Below are 15,501 nucleotides of genomic sequence, written 5' to 3'. Positions count from 1 at the left end.
GGGTCCAGTCACGTACGTTGTTCATTAGCCTGAGCCTGTTGTGCCTGTTGGCGATCTGGCTGTCACTGGCGCTGGGGCCAGTCAGCCTGCCAATGCTCGATACGCTGCGCGCTGGGCTGCGTCTTTTGGGATTGCCTGTTTCCGAAGATGGCCTGCAGCAGGCCGAGATGATCCTTGGCCAGATCCGCCTGCCGCGCACCCTGTTGGGGTTGGCGGTGGGCGCGGTGCTGGCGCTGTCCGGGGTGGCCATGCAGGGGCTGTTCCGCAACCCGCTGGCTGACCCCGGGCTGGTAGGCGTTGCCGCCGGTGCCGCAGTAGGGGCAGCGGTTGCCATAGTTGGCGGCGCCTGGTTTGGTGGCATGCCGGATGCCTTCGCGCCTTATCTGCTGTCGTTCTGCGCTTTTGTCGGCGGGCTTGGGGTCACTGCGCTGGTCTACCGCCTGGGGCGCCGCGATGGCCAGACCAACGTCGCCACGATGCTATTGGCTGGCGTGGCCATGACCGCGCTAGGTGGCGCGGCCGTGGGGTTGTTCTCTTACCTGGCCGATGATGCCACCTTGCGTACGCTGACATTCTGGAACCTTGGCAGCCTCAATGGCGCCAGCTATGAGCGGCTGTGGCCATTGTTGCTGGTGGCGGTAGCGGTGGCGGTGTGGCTGCCACGCCGGGCCAAGGCGCTGAATGCCCTGTTGCTGGGGGAGTCGGAGGCACGTCACCTGGGCGTTGACGTGGAGCGGCTCAAGCGTGAGTTGGTGTTCTGCACGGCGCTGGGGGTGGGGGCTGCAGTGGCTGCAGCCGGGTTGATCGGCTTCATCGGCCTGGTAGTGCCGCACCTGGTACGCCTCCTGGCCGGGCCCGATCACCGTGTGGTGCTGCCAGCCTCGCTGCTGGCCGGCGGTGTGCTGATGTTGTTCGCCGACTTGGCGGCGCGGCTGCTGCTGGCGCCTGCCGAGCTGCCGATTGGTATCGTTACGGCCTTCATCGGTGCGCCGTTCTTCCTGTTCCTGCTGATGCGAGGGCGCGGCTGATGTTGCAAGTAGAGGGCCTGTATCTGTGCAGGGGCAGCAATGAGGTACTGCACGACATTCACCTGCAGTTGCCTCCGGGGCAGGTCGTGGGTGTGCTTGGTCCCAACGGTGCCGGCAAGAGCAGCCTGCTGAGTGTGCTTTGCGGTGAACTGGCGCCCGACCGTGGGCGGGTGACGCTGCAGGACCGCCCCCTGGCCGATTGGGCCGGGCAGGAACGGGCAAGGCGCCTGGCAGTGCTGCCACAGGTGTCCAGCCTGGGTTTCTCGTTTCGGGTCGAGGAAGTGGTGGGCATGGGGCGCATGCCTCATGGCACCGGTCAGCGACGCGACGCGGAAATTGTCGAAGCGGCGTTGCGGGCGGCAGATGCCTGGCACCTGGTAGAGCGCAGTTACCTGGCGCTTTCCGGTGGCGAGCGGCAACGGGTACACCTTGCCCGCGTGCTGGCGCAGCTATGGCCGGGCGAGGAAGGTGCCACTTTGCTGCTCGACGAACCGACCTCGATGCTCGACCCGCTACATCAGCACACCACCCTGGAAGCCGTTCGCCGCTTTGCCGACTGCGGTGCTGCAGTGTTGGTGATCCTGCATGACCTGAACCTGGCGGCGCGGTACTGTGATCGTATCCTGTTGCTGGAGCAGGGGCGCTGCCACGCGTTTGCCACGCCCGAAGCGGTACTGACCCCAGCGGCACTGAGGGCGGTGTACGGTATCGACGTACTGGTGCAGGCGCACCCCGAGCGCGGGCATCCGCTGATCATCACCCGTTGATTCTCGAACCGTGCACGGCCTCTGTGGAAGCGGCCTTGTCTCGCGACAGGTCCGCCCCGGGGCAGGCCATTCAAATTGTGGATGACATGGAGTAACTGCCGATGCGACACGCGCTGCTGTCTGGTTTCTCGCTGTGCCTGGTACTGGCGATAGGCGGTTGTCAGGCCAGCCTGTCGCCGTTGCCCGCCTGGCAGAGCAGCGAAGGTCGCACCCACGCCGAGCTGGGGAAGATTGTCGATCTGTCCAATGAGCAGGTCATTAGCCCTGAACAGCTGGTACAGCGCCTGGCTGTCGCACCCCGCGTGCTTGTCGGCGAGAAGCACGACAACCCTGACCATCACGCGCTGCAACTATGGCTGCTGCGCGCTCTTCAAGGCCAGCGCTCTCAGGGCAGTCTGTTGCTGGAAATGCTGCAGCCCGGCCAGCAATCACGGGTGGACAAGCTGGTGGGGCAGCCTTTGCCGGTAGACTTGCCCAAGGCGCTGGCCTGGCAGGAGGGCTGGGATTGGCAGTTGTACGGGCCGATTGTCACCGAAGCCCTGCAGCAACGGGTGTCGTTGCTGGCAGCCAACCTTTCGCCCGCCGAGATGCGTCAGGCCTATCGACAGCCGGCTCCGGTGCAGGGCGAAAAGTCCAATGCACCCGCAGTAAAGGCTGCCTTGCTGGAACAGGTGCGCGCCGGACATTGCGGGATGCTGCCGGAAAGCCAGTTACCGGCGATGCTGGCCGTTCAGCAGCAGCGCGACCGGCGCATGGCCGAGCGTTTGCAGGCGGCACCGCAACCGGCACTGCTGTTTGCCGGGGCTTACCATGTGCGCAAGGACCTGGGCATACCCTTGCATCTGGCTGACCTGGGGGCGTCGGACGAGAGCAAGGTATTGCTGCTGGCTGAGGTGGGCGAGCGAGTCGAGCCTGGCGAGGCTGACTATGTGTGGTACACGGCAGCGATGCCGGAGCAGGATTATTGTGCGCAATTGCGGCGTTGATCCGGAAAAAGCCCAGGCAAAAAAAGACCCGGCAAACTGCCGGGTCAATAACCGTGATTAGCCTGATGAGGAGATAATCTGAGAGTCCGAACCAGGGGCTCTTAGCTTATCCAACCAGTCTCGCGACCAGTTGTGATAATCATAACAATTCTCATTTAGGCGTCAATCCCTTTACGCCGATTATTTTGGTTTTTTTTGCGTAGGGTTTTTCGCGTCCAATTGTTGGTTGAGTGCTTCCTTGCGTTCGAGCGGCAAATCGTTCCAGTGCATGTCCAGCAGGGCGCCTTCAATGGCATACAACAGCACCTTCGATGCACGGAACCCTCGTGTCTTCACGGCCTGGTACGCACCCACCGCGCCCAGGCGGCGCAAATCCGATGCACTGTGGATGCCAGCTGCATGCAGCCACTGCGCAGAAGTCTTGCCAAGGTTCTTCAGATGCTGCAATTCATCGTTCATCGAGCCTCCTTGCGATGGCTGAACGGGAATGGGGGGATAAATCGCGAGCAGGTCTGAGAGGAGTGTAGCGGGGGTTGGGAAATATGCGGCTTTTTGCCATCGGATGGTGAGCGGCCTGTGCCTGCCCCTTCGCGGGCAGGCACAGGAAGATGACGAACTTACAGGCCAGGCAACCGCTGGCGAATCTGCTCGATCACCTGATCCATGCTGCCGGCAGCCTGGGTATCGACGCGGGTGCTGTGCACCAGCTCCTGCGCATCCAGCGCCTCACGGCTGGCCTGCTGGGCCTTGATCACCTCCAGCGTGGCATCCGAGGGGTCGCTGTTTTCGGCCTGGCGCTGCTCCAGCCAACTGGCGATGACCGCCTCCGGCGCGTGGCAGTCGAGGATGAGGAACGGCACTCCGGTCTGGCTGGCAACGTCTGCCGCAGCTTGGCGCTGCTCACGCTTGAGGTAGGTGGCGTCCAGCACCACCGGGAAGCCGGCGCGCAGCACGGTCGCTGCCACCTCGTGCAGGCGCTGGTAGGTCGCTGCGCTGGCCTCCTGGTCGTATATGCCCGTACTCAGCTGGCCGGCGTCGGCCTGCTGTTGTTCGCCGAACAGGCGCTTGCGCTCTACGTCCGAACGCACGCGCACTGCACCCAAGGCCTCGACCAGGCGCATGGCCACGTGACTTTTGCCCACTGCCGAAACGCCATGGGTGATGGCCAGCAGACGCGACGGGATGGCACTGTAGCTTTCGGCCAGGTTGGCGTAGTTGCGGTAGGTGCGCAGGGTGGTGGCACGCTGCACGCCATCAGCGTCGGCCGGCATGCTGAACAGTGCGACCTTGGCCCGCACCAGCGCGCGGTAGGCTTTGTAGAAGTTGAGCAGTTCCAGGCCTTCGTAGTCCCCCGTCAGTTCTAGGTACTGGCTGATGAAGCGCCGGGCCAGGCACTTCAGGCCGCGGTCTTCCAGGTCCATGGCCAGGAAGGCGGTGTCGGCGTAGACGTCGGTCAGTCGGAAAGGCTCGTTGAATTCGATGCAATCGAAGATCACCACCTTGCCATCGATCAAGGTGGCGTTGCCCAGGTGGATGTCACCGTGGCACTCACGGATGAAGCCATTGGCCTTGCGCCTTTCCAGCAGGCCGTGCAGGCGCTCGAAGCTGCTGCGGGCCCAGGCCTGTAGGGCGTCGAGTTGCTGCAGATCGGCTTTGTCGCTGAGGAATGGGCGAATTTGCTCGAAGTTCTGCTCCACCGGGGCCATCACGCTGTCTGGCGTGCCCAGCGGGTGCTCCATCGGCACACGTGGGGCCTGCAGGTGAAACTCGGCAATCTGCCGGGCCATCTGGTCGATGTGTGTGGCGTTCAGCTCGCCATTGGCCTGCAGTGTGTTGAGCATCTGTCCCTGGGGGAACTGGCGCATTTTCAGCACGTACTCGATGGCTTCGCCTTCGCCACCGATCTGCGGTGCGTCGACGCTACCGGTGATCGGCAACACGTCCAGGTACAGGCCTTCGGTCAGGCGTTGGTTCAGGCGCAACTCTTCGTTACAGAAATGCTGGCGCTGGTCCAGCCCGGTAAAGTCCAGGAAACCGAAATTCATCGGTTTCTTGACCTTGTAGGCGTACTCGCCAGTGAGCAGGACCCAGGAGATATGCGTCTCGATGAGCTGAAACCCATCCACGGGATGAGGGTACAGGGCAGGGTTCTGCAACGCAGTAATAAGAGCTTGGCTCACGGCAAATCCTTCCGGGGCAAGGGAATTCGAATGCGTCATTATGGTCAATGGTGCCGTCCCTGCCTACCGCTGGGCCGTCTGCCCAGCCTTTATAAAGTGCGTATAATCCGCCGCCATGACCCGAACCCGAAATTCCCGCACCCCTCAGAAACGCCCGACCGGCCGCTCCCGCGCCTGGCTGGGCTGGGCTTTGAAGCTCAGCCTGGTAGGCCTGGTGATCGTCGCCGGCTTCGCGGTTTACCTCGATGCCGTCGTTCAGGAAAAGTTCTCCGGCAAGCGCTGGACCATCCCAGCCAAGGTGTATGCCCGGCCGCTGGAGCTGTTCACCGGCCAGAAGTTGAGCAAGAACGACTTCCTCACCGAGCTCGATGCGCTTGGCTACCGTCGCGAAAGCGCGGCCAACGGTCCGGGCGCTGCGTCCGTCAACGGCAATACCGTCGACCTCAATACCCGTGGCTTCCAGTTCTACGAGGGCATGGAACCGGCACAGTTCGTGCGCGTGCGCTTCTCGGGCGACTACGTAGCGGGCCTCTCCGGTGCCAACGGCAAGTCGCTTGACGTGGTGCGGCTGGAGCCGCTGATGATCGGCGGCATCTACCCGAAAAACCTCGAAGACCGCATCCTGATCAAGATCGATCAGGTACCCAAGTATCTGCTTGAGACCCTGGTGGCCACGGAAGACCGCGACTTCTACAGCCACCACGGCGTGTCGCCCAAGTCCATCGCCCGGGCCATGTGGGTCAACACTTCGTCCGGCTCTATGCGCCAGGGTGGCAGTACCCTGACCCAGCAGTTGGTGAAAAACTTCTACCTCAGCAGCGAGCGCAGCCTCAGCCGTAAGCTGACCGAGGCGATGATGGCGATACTGCTCGAACTGCACTACGACAAGCGCGAAATCCTTGAGGCCTACCTCAACGAGGTGTTCGTCGGCCAGGACGGTCAACGCGCCGTGCACGGCTTTGGCCTGGCTAGCCAGTTCTTCTTCAGTCAGCCGTTGTCTGAGCTGAAACTGCATCAGATCGCCCTGCTGGTGGGCATGGTCAAAGGCCCGTCCTATTACAACCCGCGGCGTCACCCCGAGCGCGCTTTGGCGCGCCGCAACCTGGTGCTCGACCTGGTGGCCGAGCAGGGTGTGGCCAGCCAGGCAGAAGTCGATGCGGCGAAGAAGATGCCGCTGGGCGTGACCAAGCGTGGCAGCCTGGCCGACAGCTCGTTCCCGGCCTTCCTCGACCTGGTCAAGCGACAGCTACGTCAGGACTACCGCGACGAAGACTTGACCGAAGAAGGCCTGCGCATCTTTACCAGCTTCGACCCGATCCTGCAGATGAAGGCCGAAACCTCGATGAGGGAGACCTTCAAGCGCCTGTCGGGCCGCAAGGGGGCTGACGAGGTGGAAGCGGCAATGGTCGTGACCAACCCTGAGACAGGTGAAGTACAGGCGTTGATCGGTAGCCGCCAGGCAGGCTTCGCCGGCTTCAACCGGGCCATCGATGCTGTGCGGCCGATCGGCTCGCTGGTCAAGCCGTCGGTATACCTGACCGCGCTGGAGCAGCCAAGCAAGTACACCCTGACCAGTTGGATGCAGGACGAGCCATTTTCGGTCAAGGGGGCTGACGGCCAGGTCTGGCGCCCGCAAAACTATGACCGTCGCCCGCACGGCACTATCTACCTGTACCAGGGGCTGGCCAACTCGTACAACCTGTCGACCGCCAAGCTCGGCCTGGAAGTGGGTGTGCCGAACGTGATCAAGACCATTGGTCGGTTGGGGGTGAATGTCGATTGGCCAGCATTCCCGGCCATGTTGCTGGGGGCTGGTGGCATGTCGCCAATGCAGGTGGCAACCATGTATCAGACCATCGCCAACGGCGGCTTCAACACGCCGATGCGCGGTATCCGCAGCGTGCTCACCGCCGAGGGCGAGCCGCTCAAGCGTTACCCGTTCCAGATCCAGCAAACCTTCGACCCGGGTGCCATTTACCTGGTGCAGAACGCCATGCAGCGCGTAATGCGCGAAGGTACAGGGCGCTCGGTGTACAACACCTTGCCACGCTCGCTGACCCTGGCGGGCAAGACCGGTACCAGTAACGACTCGCGGGACAGCTGGTTCTCCGGCTTCAGTCAGGATCTGCTGGCCGTGGTGTGGATGGGCCGTGACGATAACGGCAAGACACCCTTTACCGGCGCCACCGGAGCCTTGCAGGTGTGGACCAGCTTCATGAAGAAGGCCGACCCGCTGCCGCTGGACATGCCGCAACCGGACAACGTGGTGCAGGCCTGGATCGACCCGTACACTGGCCATGGGTCTGATGCCAGCTGTCCGGGAGCGGTGCAGATGCCGTATATTCGCGGGAGTGAGCCGCCGGCCGGCGCAACCTGTGGCGGTGAGCAGGATCCAGTCGAATCGGTAATGGACTGGGTCAAGGGCTGGATGAATTAAGCACAGGCTGCATTGATGAGGTGTGACGTGAACAAGTGGCTGTTTCCTGCCGTGACGGCGTTGGCTGTGCTCCAGGGGTGCTCCAGCGTCCCGCGTGGCAATATTCCGGTGGTCGATTCGAGCACCCGTGTGTCCAACAGCGAACGCGTGACGGCCAACCGCTCGGCGGGTGGCTATAACACCGGCACCGCCCAGGCGCAAACGCTGCCGGAGGACTCCGGCGTCACCGTGATGATCCCGCAGGGCGCAGGCGCTTCGGCCATCCAGACGTTCCCGGCGAACAATGGCGCAGCACCGATCACTCCAGGGCCGATCACTCCTGGCCCTGTCAGCTCGGCACCGATGACCACCAATCCCAACCCGATTGCCGATGAGCCTTTCGACATTGCCGCGATGAACAGCACTTCGCAAAGCGCCAGCGCGCCAACCGGTATTCCGCGCAGCGCTGCCGCCGGTGGCCTGTCGGCCGACGAGCAACTGGACGGTCCTGTGCTGGCATTGCTGACCACTGCGCAGACGCAGCAGGGCAGCGGCGACTTCAACGGTGCCGCCTCGAGCCTTGAGCGTGCCCAGCGCATTGCTCCGCGTGAGCCGCAGGTGCTGTATCGCCTGGCCCAGGTGCGCCTCTCGCAAGGTGATGCAGCGCAGGCAGAGCAGTTGGCGCGCCGCGCCCTGACCTACGCCAACGGCCGCCCAAGCCTGCAGGCTGAGCTATGGAACACGATCGCCCAGGCCCGTGAAAAGCAGGGTGACAGCGCTGGCGCTGCGCTGGCCCGGCAAAAGGCGCGGGTCAATTCGTGATGATCGAGCAACGCATTCTGGATATTGCCGACCACCTGCTATTGATCGAGCGTGAACTGCAGGTGCAAGGCTGGTGGGATGACGAGCCGCCAAGCGACGAGGCACTGGCCAGTACGGTGCCGTTCGCCGTGGATACCCTCAGTTTCGAGCAATGGCTGCAATGGATCTTCCTGCCCCGCATGAAGATCATCATCGAGCTGGGTCACCCGCTGCCCAATGCATCGAGCATCCTTGTCATGGCCGAAACCGTGTTTACCGACCGGCCGGAGCAAAGTCGTGAGCTACGGCGCCTGTTGGCAGCTTTTGATCAATTGATCGCTCCTTCCGCCTGATTTCTTCAGTTTTTCCTTCTAGGGCCGCAGATTGTGGCCCTTTTTATTGGAAATCTTCTTAATTCTGCTGCTGAAGCGATTTTTAGTGGTGGCAGGAATTCATCTTGGGGAAAAATTGGCAATAATTTTTCTTGACTTGTTGGCGCCGAATCACAAGAATCCAACTTCCGCTGTAGAGGGACTGCCAGAAGCAGACCCGCTAAGCAGATCATGAGGTGCACACCCGCGCCGACCTGTTACACCCCGCAACGCGTTACCTCGCGCTGGGTGGGAAACCCCCGCAACACTCTGGGGATCTCCCAATACTTGCTCAGTCAGTGCTGACGTTCGCTCATGCTCTGCTTGGCAGTAAACCTATTAAGACCCGTCCAGTGAGGGCGGTATTCTGGCGTTTTAGAGGTGAACAACGTGGAGCTTTTATCTGGCGCTGAGATGGTCGTCCGCTTCTTGCGTGACGAAGGCGTTAAGCACATCTACGGGTACCCTGGTGGTGCTCTCCTGCATGTTTACGACGCACTGTTCAAAGAACCGGAAGTGGAACACATCCTGGTTCGTCATGAGCAGGCGGCAACCCATATGGCGGACGGCTACGCTCGTGCCACCGGCAAGGCCGGTGTGGTGCTGGTAACCTCCGGTCCTGGCGCGACCAATGCCATTACCGGCATTGCCACCGCCTACATGGACTCGATTCCGATGGTCATCCTGTCCGGCCAGGTGCCTAGCACCATGGTGGGCACCGATGCCTTCCAGGAAACCGACATGATCGGTATCTCGCGGCCGATCGTGAAGCACAGCTTCATGATCAAGAACCCGACCGAGATCCCTGAAATTCTGAAGAAAGCTTTTTACCTGGCGCAATCCGGTCGCCCAGGTCCAGTCGTGGTCGACATTCCAAAAGACATGACCAACCCGGCTGAAAAGTTCGAATACGTCTACCCGAAAAAGGTCAAGCTGCGCTCCTACAGCCCGGCGGTCCGCGGTCACTCCGGCCAGATCCGCAAGGCTGCCGAGATGCTTCTGGCTGCCAAGCGCCCGGTCGTCTACTCCGGTGGCGGCGTGATCCTCGGCGGTGGCTCCGAAGCCCTGACTGAAATCGCCAAGTCGCTGAACCTGCCGGTTACCAATACCCTGATGGGTCTGGGTGGCTTCCCGGGTACCGACCGCCAGTTCCTCGGCATGCTTGGCATGCATGGCAGCTACACCGCCAACATGGCCATGCACAATGCCGACGTCATCTTTGCCGTCGGTGCGCGTTTCGACGACCGCGTTGTAAACGGCCCGGCCAAGTTCTGCCCGAATGCCAAGATCATCCACATCGACATCGACCCGGCGTCGATCTCGAAGATGATCAAGGCCGACGTGCCGATCGTCGGCCCGGTCGACAGCGTACTCAGCGAAATGCTCGGCATCCTCAAGGAAATCGGCGAGCAGCCTGACAAGGCGGCGCTGGATGCCTGGTGGAAGCAGATTGACGAATGGCGTGGCAATGGCGAGTTGTTCCCTTACGACAAGGGCGATGGCAACGTCATCAAACCGCAAAAAGTCATCGAGACACTGTGCGAAGTGACCAATGGCGATGCCTTCGTCACTTCCGACGTGGGCCAACACCAGATGTTTGCCGCGCAGTACTACCGCTTCAACAAGCCAAACCGCTGGATCAACTCCGGTGGCCTGGGCACCATGGGCTTCGGCTTCCCGGCGGCGATGGGCATCAAGCTCAACTTCCCGGATCAGGACGTGGCCTGTGTGACCGGCGAAGGCAGCATCCAGATGAACATCCAGGAGCTGTCCACCTGCATGCAATACGGCCTGCCGGTGAAGATCGTCAACCTGAACAACGGTGTGTTGGGCATGGTCCGCCAATGGCAGGACATGGCCTACAACGGTCGTCATTCGCACTCGTACGTCGAGTCGCTGCCTGACTTCATCAAGCTGGCCGAAGCCTATGGCCATGTGGGTATCCGCATTACCAGCCTGAAAGACCTCAAGCCGAAGCTGGAGGAAGCGTTTGCGATGAAGGACCGTCTGGTGTTCATCGACATCGCGGTTGACCGCAGTGAGCACGTCTATCCGATGCAGATCAAGGATGGCTCGATGCGTGACATGTGGCTGAGCAAGACGGAGCGTACCTGATATGCGGCACATCATTTCCCTGCTGCTGGAAAACGAACCCGGTGCGTTGTCCCGTGTGGTCGGCCTGTTCTCCCAGCGCAACTACAACATTGAAAGCCTGACTGTAGCGCCGACCGAAGACCCGACCCTGTCGCGTCTGACGCTGACCACCGTTGGCCATGACGAAGTGATCGAACAGATCACCAAGAACCTGAACAAGCTGGTCGAAGTGGTCAAGCTTGTCGACCTGTCGGAAAGCGCTCATATCGAGCGTGAACTGATGCTGGTCAAGGTCAAGGCCACCGGTGCCCAGCGCGCCGAGATCAAGCGCACCACGGATATCTTCCGTGGCCAGATCGTCGACGTGACCGCCAGCGTGTACACCGTGCAGCTGAGCGGTACCAGCGACAAACTGGACAGCTTCATCCAGGCGATCGGCACTGCATCGATTCTGGAAACCGTGCGCAGCGGCGTTACCGGCATTGCCCGTGGCGACAAAGTGCTCAGCATCTAAATTTAAAAATTAGCGATGGCTCCGCAGGGGCCGAGATATAACCAGGGGTATTTTCATGAAAGTTTTCTACGATAAAGACTGCGACCTTTCCATCATCCAGGGTAAGAAAGTCGCCATCATCGGTTACGGCTCTCAGGGCCACGCTCAGGCGTGCAACCTGAAAGACTCCGGTGTAGACGTTACCGTCGGTCTGCGTAAAGGTTCGGCTACCGTTGCCAAGGCTGAAGCCCACGGCCTGAAAGTTGCTGATGTTGCTACCGCTGTCGCTGCGGCTGACCTGGTCATGATCCTGACCCCGGACGAGTTCCAGGGCACGCTGTACAAGAACGAAATCGAGCCGAACATCAAGAAGGGCGCTACCCTGGCCTTCTCTCACGGTTTCTCGATCCACTACAACCAGGTGGTTCCGCGTGCCGATCTCGACGTGATCATGATCGCGCCGAAAGCCCCGGGCCACACCGTTCGCTCCGAGTTCGTCAAAGGCGGCGGTATCCCTGACCTGATCGCTATCTACCAGGACGCTTCCGGCAACGCCAAGAACGTCGCACTGTCCTACGCTTCGGGCGTGGGTGGTGGCCGCACCGGCATCATCGAAACCACCTTCAAGGACGAAACCGAAACCGACCTGTTCGGTGAGCAGGCTGTTCTGTGTGGCGGTACCGTCGAACTGGTCAAAGCCGGTTTCGAAACCCTGGTCGAAGCTGGCTACGCGCCGGAAATGGCCTACTTCGAGTGCCTGCACGAGCTGAAGTTGATCGTAGACCTCATGTACGAAGGCGGCATCGCCAACATGAACTACTCGATCTCCAACAACGCCGAATACGGTGAGTACGTGACTGGTCCGGAAGTCATCAACGAAGAATCCCGCAAGGCCATGCGCAATGCTCTGAAGCGCATCCAGGACGGCGAGTACGCGAAGATGTTCATCTCCGAAGGTGCTACCAACTACCCATCGATGACCGCCAAGCGTCGCAACAACGCCGCTCACGGCATCGAAATCATCGGCGAGCAACTGCGTTCGATGATGCCGTGGATCTCGGCTAACAAAATCGTCGACAAGACCAAGAACTGAGTCTTATCGAAAGATGAAAAACGCGGCTTCGGCCGCGTTTTTTCGTTCTGGCATCCAGCTTCTGGTATAAAGCAGACCAGTGGCTCGCTGTCAGAACCTGTTTCGCGGGCCCGTGTCGAACATTTTCCATCCTGTTGCAAGGTACCCTCCATGAGCGAACGTCCCGAAGAGCCGAACAAGCCCTCCGACGCCGAAAGCCTGCTACCTGTCGATGAGCACGTTGAAGAAGGGCATGACGCCGAAGGCCGCAAGGTGCGCCACCGCGGCATCTACCTGCTGCCCAACCTGTTTACCACCGCCAACCTGTTTGCCGGTTTCTATTCCATCATCAGCTCGATGAGCGCACAGAGCGCCCTGAGTGCCGGCGACCCGCGCGAGGCGAGCAAGTACTTCGCTTTTGCCGCTATCGCCATCTTCGTGGCCATGGTGCTCGACGGCCTGGACGGCCGCGTTGCGCGTATGACCAACACCCAGAGTGCCTTCGGTGCCGAGTATGACTCGCTGTCGGATATGGTCGCCTTCGGCGTGGCCCCGGCTTTGCTGGCCTTCGGCTGGGCGCTGGGTGACATGGGCAAGGTCGGCTGGATGGTTGCATTCATCTATGTGGCCGGTGCCGCGTTGCGCCTGGCGCGCTTCAATACCCAGGTCGGTACCGCCGACAAGCGCTACTTCATCGGCCTGGCCAGCCCGGCTGCCGCAGGTGTGGTGGCGGGCACCGTATGGGCGTTCAGCGACTATGGCATCCAGGGCTCCAAGCTGTCGTTCCTGGTGGCGCTGCTGGTGGCTGCTGCTGGCATGCTGATGGTCAGCAACATCAAGTACAACAGCTTCAAGGAGCTGGACCTCAAGGGACGCGTGCCGTTCGTGGCGATCCTGGCGGTGGTGCTGGTGTTTGCCGTCGTATTCAGCGACCCACCACGCATCCTTCTGCTGATCTTCCTTGCCTATGCAGCATCGGGGCCGATCCAGTTCCTGCTGAAGGCGCGCCGTCGCAAAGTGTGAAAATCACTTAACGCTGGAATAACCTCGCGGCTCCATAGTCTTACTGGTACATCCGTTACTCAGTGCTATGGAGCCGTTCATGCTTATCAAGCTTCCCAGGTCTTCCGAGTGCAAGGCGTCGGAGATCACCCCCGAAAGCATTTACCTTTCCCGTCGCACCCTGCTGGGCGGCTCATTGGCTGGCTTGGCGCTAGGCGCATTACCGGGTGGGGTGGGCGCGGCGCAAGTGTCGCGTTATGCCGATGTGCAGGCTGGGGCCGCGCCGGCCTGGTTCACTGACAAGCTCTCCGCCACGCGCTGGCAAGCGGTGACGGTGAAGGACGAGGCGATCACGCCGTTCAAGGATGCCACCCACTACAACAACTTTTACGAGTTCGGGCCCGACAAGGGAGACCCGGCGGCCAATGGCGACAGCCTGAAGACCGAGCCGTGGTCCATTGTGGTGGACGGTGAGGTTGGCAAACCCGGACGCTATGCTCTGGAGGACTTCGTCAAACCCTATCAGCTTGAGGAGCGGATCTATCGGCTGCGCTGCGTAGAGGCGTGGTCGATGGTCATTCCGTGGCTGGGGTTCCCTTTGGCTCAGGTGCTCAAGCAGGTCGAGCCGACCTCGAGGGCGCGTTATGTGCGTTTCGAAACGCTGAAGGATCCTCAGCATATGCCCGGGCAGCGGTCAGGATTTGCCTTGATCGACTGGCCTTATAGAGAAGGGTTGCGCCTGGATGAGGCGATGCACCCGCTGGCAATTCTCGCGGTGGGTATGTACGGCCGGGAGCTGCCCAATCAGAACGGCGCGCCGTTGCGTCTGGTGGTGCCTTGGAAGTATGGCTTCAAGAGCATCAAGTCGATTGTGCGCATCAGCCTGGTAGCGGAGCAGCCTGGTACTACCTGGGAAGGGCTGGCGCCGGATGAATATGGTTTCTATGCCAATGTGAATCCGACAGTCGACCACCCGCGCTGGAGTCAGGCGCGCGAACGTCGCTTGCCCAGCGGGTTGTTCAGCCCTAACGTGCGGGAGACTCAGATGTTCAATGGCTATGCGGATGAAGTGGCGTCGCTGTATACCGGGCTCGATCTGCGGAAGAACTACTGATGCGTTACCCCTGGTTTCGCTTGGCCATCTTTGTCGTGGGCTGCCTGTTTCCGGTGTGGTGGCTATATGAAGCGGCGATGAACCTGCTGGGGCCTGATCCCGGGAAGATCATGATGGACCGCCTTGGGCTTGGGGCGCTCACCTTTTTGCTGGTGACCTTGAGCATGACCCCACTGCAGAAGCTGACGGGCTGGTCTGGCTGGATTGTGGTTCGCCGGCAGCTGGGGTTGTGGGTGTTCGCCTATATAGTGCTGCACATCCTGGCTTACCTGTTTTTCATTCTGGGGCTGGATTGGGGGCAGTTGGCGGTGGAACTGAGCAAGCGGCCATACATTATTGTGGGAGCGCTGGGGTTCCTGGGTTTGCTGGCGTTGGCGGTTACCTCTAACCGGTACAGCCAGCGGCGGCTTGGGGCGCGGTGGAAGAAGCTGCACAGGTTGGTGTATGCGGTGCTTGGGTTGGGCTTGCTGCATTTCCTGTGGATCGTGCGCTCGGACCTTCGGGAGTGGGCGATCTATGCGTCTATAGGGGCTGTGTTGATGGTGTTGCGGATTCCTGCTGTTGCGCGGGTGCTTCCCAGGGTTGCCAGGAAGCAGGGTCGGGCGGTTTGAGAGTGGGGCGGGGCTGCCAAGGGCCTGTCTTGAGATAGCAATGGCAGTAGAGGGGCCCGCCTTTGTTTCTCTGGTGTCTGTGAGATCGAGCGCCGCGCGGGCGGCGCTCGGTCTCACAGGCGCTGAAACTGTTGTGGCGAACACTGGTAGCCCCGATACGGTCTTTCCCCCTTATATTTCACTTTCTTGAAATTAAAGGTTGACGCCCTCTCGAATCCCCTTATAATGCGCCCCACTTCCAGCGACAACGGAACGACAAACTCCTTGAAATTCAATGAGTTAGACAATTCTGAAGGTACTGTAAGGGCTACGATCAAATGATCGAAAGCGGTTGAAAAGGTGGTTGACAGTGCTTCTAAGTGCTGTATGATTCGCCTCCCGCTACGAGAGATCGCAGCGAGCCAAGTGTTTGAAGCTAAACGAGTTTCTCGCAAAAAACTTCAAAATAAACGCTTGACAGGCTCTGAGGAAAGCGTAAAATGCGCGCCTCGGTTGAGACGAAAAGCTCTTAACCAAACGCTCTTTAACAAATCGAATCAAGCAATTCGTGTGGGTGCTTGTGAGTA

Annotated in this window: 14 protein-coding genes; 12 read left to right on the top strand and 2 right to left on the bottom strand. The window is 60.7% G+C overall.

Going from position 1 to position 15,501, the window contains the following annotated elements:
* Positions 1-44 precede the first annotated feature (44 nt).
* The 3 genes from ACF8GF_RS21855 to ACF8GF_RS21845 all read left to right on the top strand — a co-directional run bounded on the left by ACF8GF_RS21855 (position 45) and on the right by ACF8GF_RS21845 (position 2,781).
* Positions 45-1,028: an iron ABC transporter permease gene (locus ACF8GF_RS21855; RefSeq protein WP_176685385.1), complete on the top strand. Its 984-nt coding sequence runs from the start codon at positions 45-47 to the stop codon at positions 1,026-1,028.
* Positions 1,028-1,795: a heme ABC transporter ATP-binding protein gene (locus tag ACF8GF_RS21850; RefSeq protein WP_209963420.1), complete on the top strand. Its 768-nt coding sequence runs from the start codon at positions 1,028-1,030 to the stop codon at positions 1,793-1,795. The genes ACF8GF_RS21855 and ACF8GF_RS21850 overlap by 1 nt, the downstream gene beginning before the upstream one ends.
* A 101-nt stretch (positions 1,796-1,896) precedes the next feature.
* On the top strand, positions 1,897-2,781 hold the full coding sequence (locus tag ACF8GF_RS21845; RefSeq protein WP_392488533.1) for a ChaN family lipoprotein: 885 nt from the start codon (positions 1,897-1,899) through the stop codon (positions 2,779-2,781).
* A gap of 180 nt (positions 2,782-2,961) precedes the next feature.
* On the opposite strand, the gene ACF8GF_RS21840 is transcribed toward ACF8GF_RS21845, so the two are convergent.
* On the bottom strand, positions 2,962-3,240 hold the full coding sequence (locus ACF8GF_RS21840) for a TfoX/Sxy family protein (RefSeq protein WP_010955337.1): 279 nt from the start codon (positions 3,238-3,240) through the stop codon (positions 2,962-2,964).
* Positions 3,241-3,398: 158 nt separating this feature from the next.
* Positions 3,399-4,961: an AAA family ATPase gene (locus tag ACF8GF_RS21835; RefSeq protein WP_339443708.1), complete on the bottom strand. Its 1,563-nt coding sequence runs from the start codon at positions 4,959-4,961 to the stop codon at positions 3,399-3,401.
* A 115-nt stretch (positions 4,962-5,076) separates the two neighbouring features.
* Here ACF8GF_RS21835 and mrcB point away from each other — a divergent pair, with 115 nt between their 5' ends.
* The 9 genes from mrcB to msrQ all read left to right on the top strand — a co-directional run bounded on the left by mrcB (position 5,077) and on the right by msrQ (position 14,935).
* Positions 5,077-7,398, top strand: coding sequence for a penicillin-binding protein 1B (gene mrcB, locus ACF8GF_RS21830; protein ID WP_176685356.1), 2,322 nt, complete (start codon positions 5,077-5,079; stop codon positions 7,396-7,398).
* Between the two features lie 15 nt (positions 7,399-7,413).
* Positions 7,414-8,199 carry a M48 family metallopeptidase gene (locus tag ACF8GF_RS21825; protein WP_176685355.1) on the top strand — a complete coding sequence of 262 codons (786 nt, stop codon included), beginning with the start codon at positions 7,414-7,416 and terminating at the stop codon, positions 8,197-8,199.
* The gene (locus ACF8GF_RS21820) at positions 8,199-8,531 is read left to right on the top strand and encodes a YqcC family protein (RefSeq protein ID WP_019099850.1); all 333 of its coding nucleotides are present in this window, start codon (positions 8,199-8,201) and stop codon (positions 8,529-8,531) included. Before ACF8GF_RS21825 ends, ACF8GF_RS21820 begins: the two co-directional genes overlap by 1 nt.
* 408 nt (positions 8,532-8,939) lie before the next feature.
* Entirely contained in the window at positions 8,940-10,664 is a 1,725-nt protein-coding gene (locus tag ACF8GF_RS21815; RefSeq protein WP_028697593.1) for an acetolactate synthase 3 large subunit, read from the top strand.
* 1 nt (position 10,665) lies between these two features.
* Positions 10,666-11,157 (top strand): acetolactate synthase small subunit, encoded by a 492-nt coding sequence (ilvN, locus tag ACF8GF_RS21810; protein WP_003250040.1) that lies wholly within the window; start codon positions 10,666-10,668, stop codon positions 11,155-11,157.
* 55 nt (positions 11,158-11,212) lie between these two features.
* Entirely contained in the window at positions 11,213-12,229 is a 1,017-nt protein-coding gene (gene ilvC, locus ACF8GF_RS21805) for a ketol-acid reductoisomerase (protein WP_021784771.1), read from the top strand.
* Between the two features lie 150 nt (positions 12,230-12,379).
* Positions 12,380-13,231 (top strand): CDP-diacylglycerol--serine O-phosphatidyltransferase, encoded by an 852-nt coding sequence (gene pssA / locus ACF8GF_RS21800; protein WP_021784770.1) that lies wholly within the window; start codon positions 12,380-12,382, stop codon positions 13,229-13,231.
* Between the two features lie 79 nt (positions 13,232-13,310).
* Complete coding sequence (msrP, locus tag ACF8GF_RS21795; protein ID WP_209963438.1) at positions 13,311-14,324, top strand: protein-methionine-sulfoxide reductase catalytic subunit MsrP; 1,014 nt, start codon at positions 13,311-13,313, stop codon at positions 14,322-14,324.
* Complete coding sequence (gene msrQ, locus ACF8GF_RS21790; protein WP_176685353.1) at positions 14,324-14,935, top strand: protein-methionine-sulfoxide reductase heme-binding subunit MsrQ; 612 nt, start codon at positions 14,324-14,326, stop codon at positions 14,933-14,935. Before msrP ends, msrQ begins: the two co-directional genes overlap by 1 nt.
* Positions 14,936-15,501 lie beyond the last annotated feature (566 nt).

It is taken from the genome of Pseudomonas sp. yb_5 (genome assembly GCF_043103865.1).
Lineage (GTDB): Bacteria > Pseudomonadota > Gammaproteobacteria > Pseudomonadales > Pseudomonadaceae > Aquipseudomonas > Aquipseudomonas putida_Y.
The sequence above is the reverse complement of the archived record's forward strand: the minus strand, read 5'-3'. Positions and strand labels throughout refer to the sequence as shown.

What these genes read in the sequence shown, in the direction of transcription:
- ilvC (WP_021784771.1), top strand. Translation starts at nt 11,213, where the DNA reads ATGAAAGTTTTCTACGATAAAGACTGCGACCTTTCCATCATCCAGGGT.
- ilvN (WP_003250040.1), top strand. Translation starts at nt 10,666, where the DNA reads ATGCGGCACATCATTTCCCTGCTGCTGGAAAACGAACCCGGTGCGTTG.
- ACF8GF_RS21820 (WP_019099850.1), top strand. Translation starts at nt 8,199, where the DNA reads ATGATCGAGCAACGCATTCTGGATATTGCCGACCACCTGCTATTGATC.
- msrP (WP_209963438.1), top strand. Translation starts at nt 13,311, where the DNA reads ATGCTTATCAAGCTTCCCAGGTCTTCCGAGTGCAAGGCGTCGGAGATC.
- pssA (WP_021784770.1), top strand. Translation starts at nt 12,380, where the DNA reads ATGAGCGAACGTCCCGAAGAGCCGAACAAGCCCTCCGACGCCGAAAGC.
- ACF8GF_RS21850 (WP_209963420.1), top strand. Translation starts at nt 1,028, where the DNA reads ATGTTGCAAGTAGAGGGCCTGTATCTGTGCAGGGGCAGCAATGAGGTA.
- ACF8GF_RS21825 (WP_176685355.1), top strand. Translation starts at nt 7,414, where the DNA reads ATGAGGTGTGACGTGAACAAGTGGCTGTTTCCTGCCGTGACGGCGTTG.
- msrQ (WP_176685353.1), top strand. Translation starts at nt 14,324, where the DNA reads ATGCGTTACCCCTGGTTTCGCTTGGCCATCTTTGTCGTGGGCTGCCTG.
- mrcB (WP_176685356.1), top strand. Translation starts at nt 5,077, where the DNA reads ATGACCCGAACCCGAAATTCCCGCACCCCTCAGAAACGCCCGACCGGC.
- ACF8GF_RS21845 (WP_392488533.1), top strand. Translation starts at nt 1,897, where the DNA reads ATGCGACACGCGCTGCTGTCTGGTTTCTCGCTGTGCCTGGTACTGGCG.
- ACF8GF_RS21840 (WP_010955337.1), bottom strand. Translation starts at nt 3,240, where the DNA reads ATGAACGATGAATTGCAGCATCTGAAGAACCTTGGCAAGACTTCTGCG.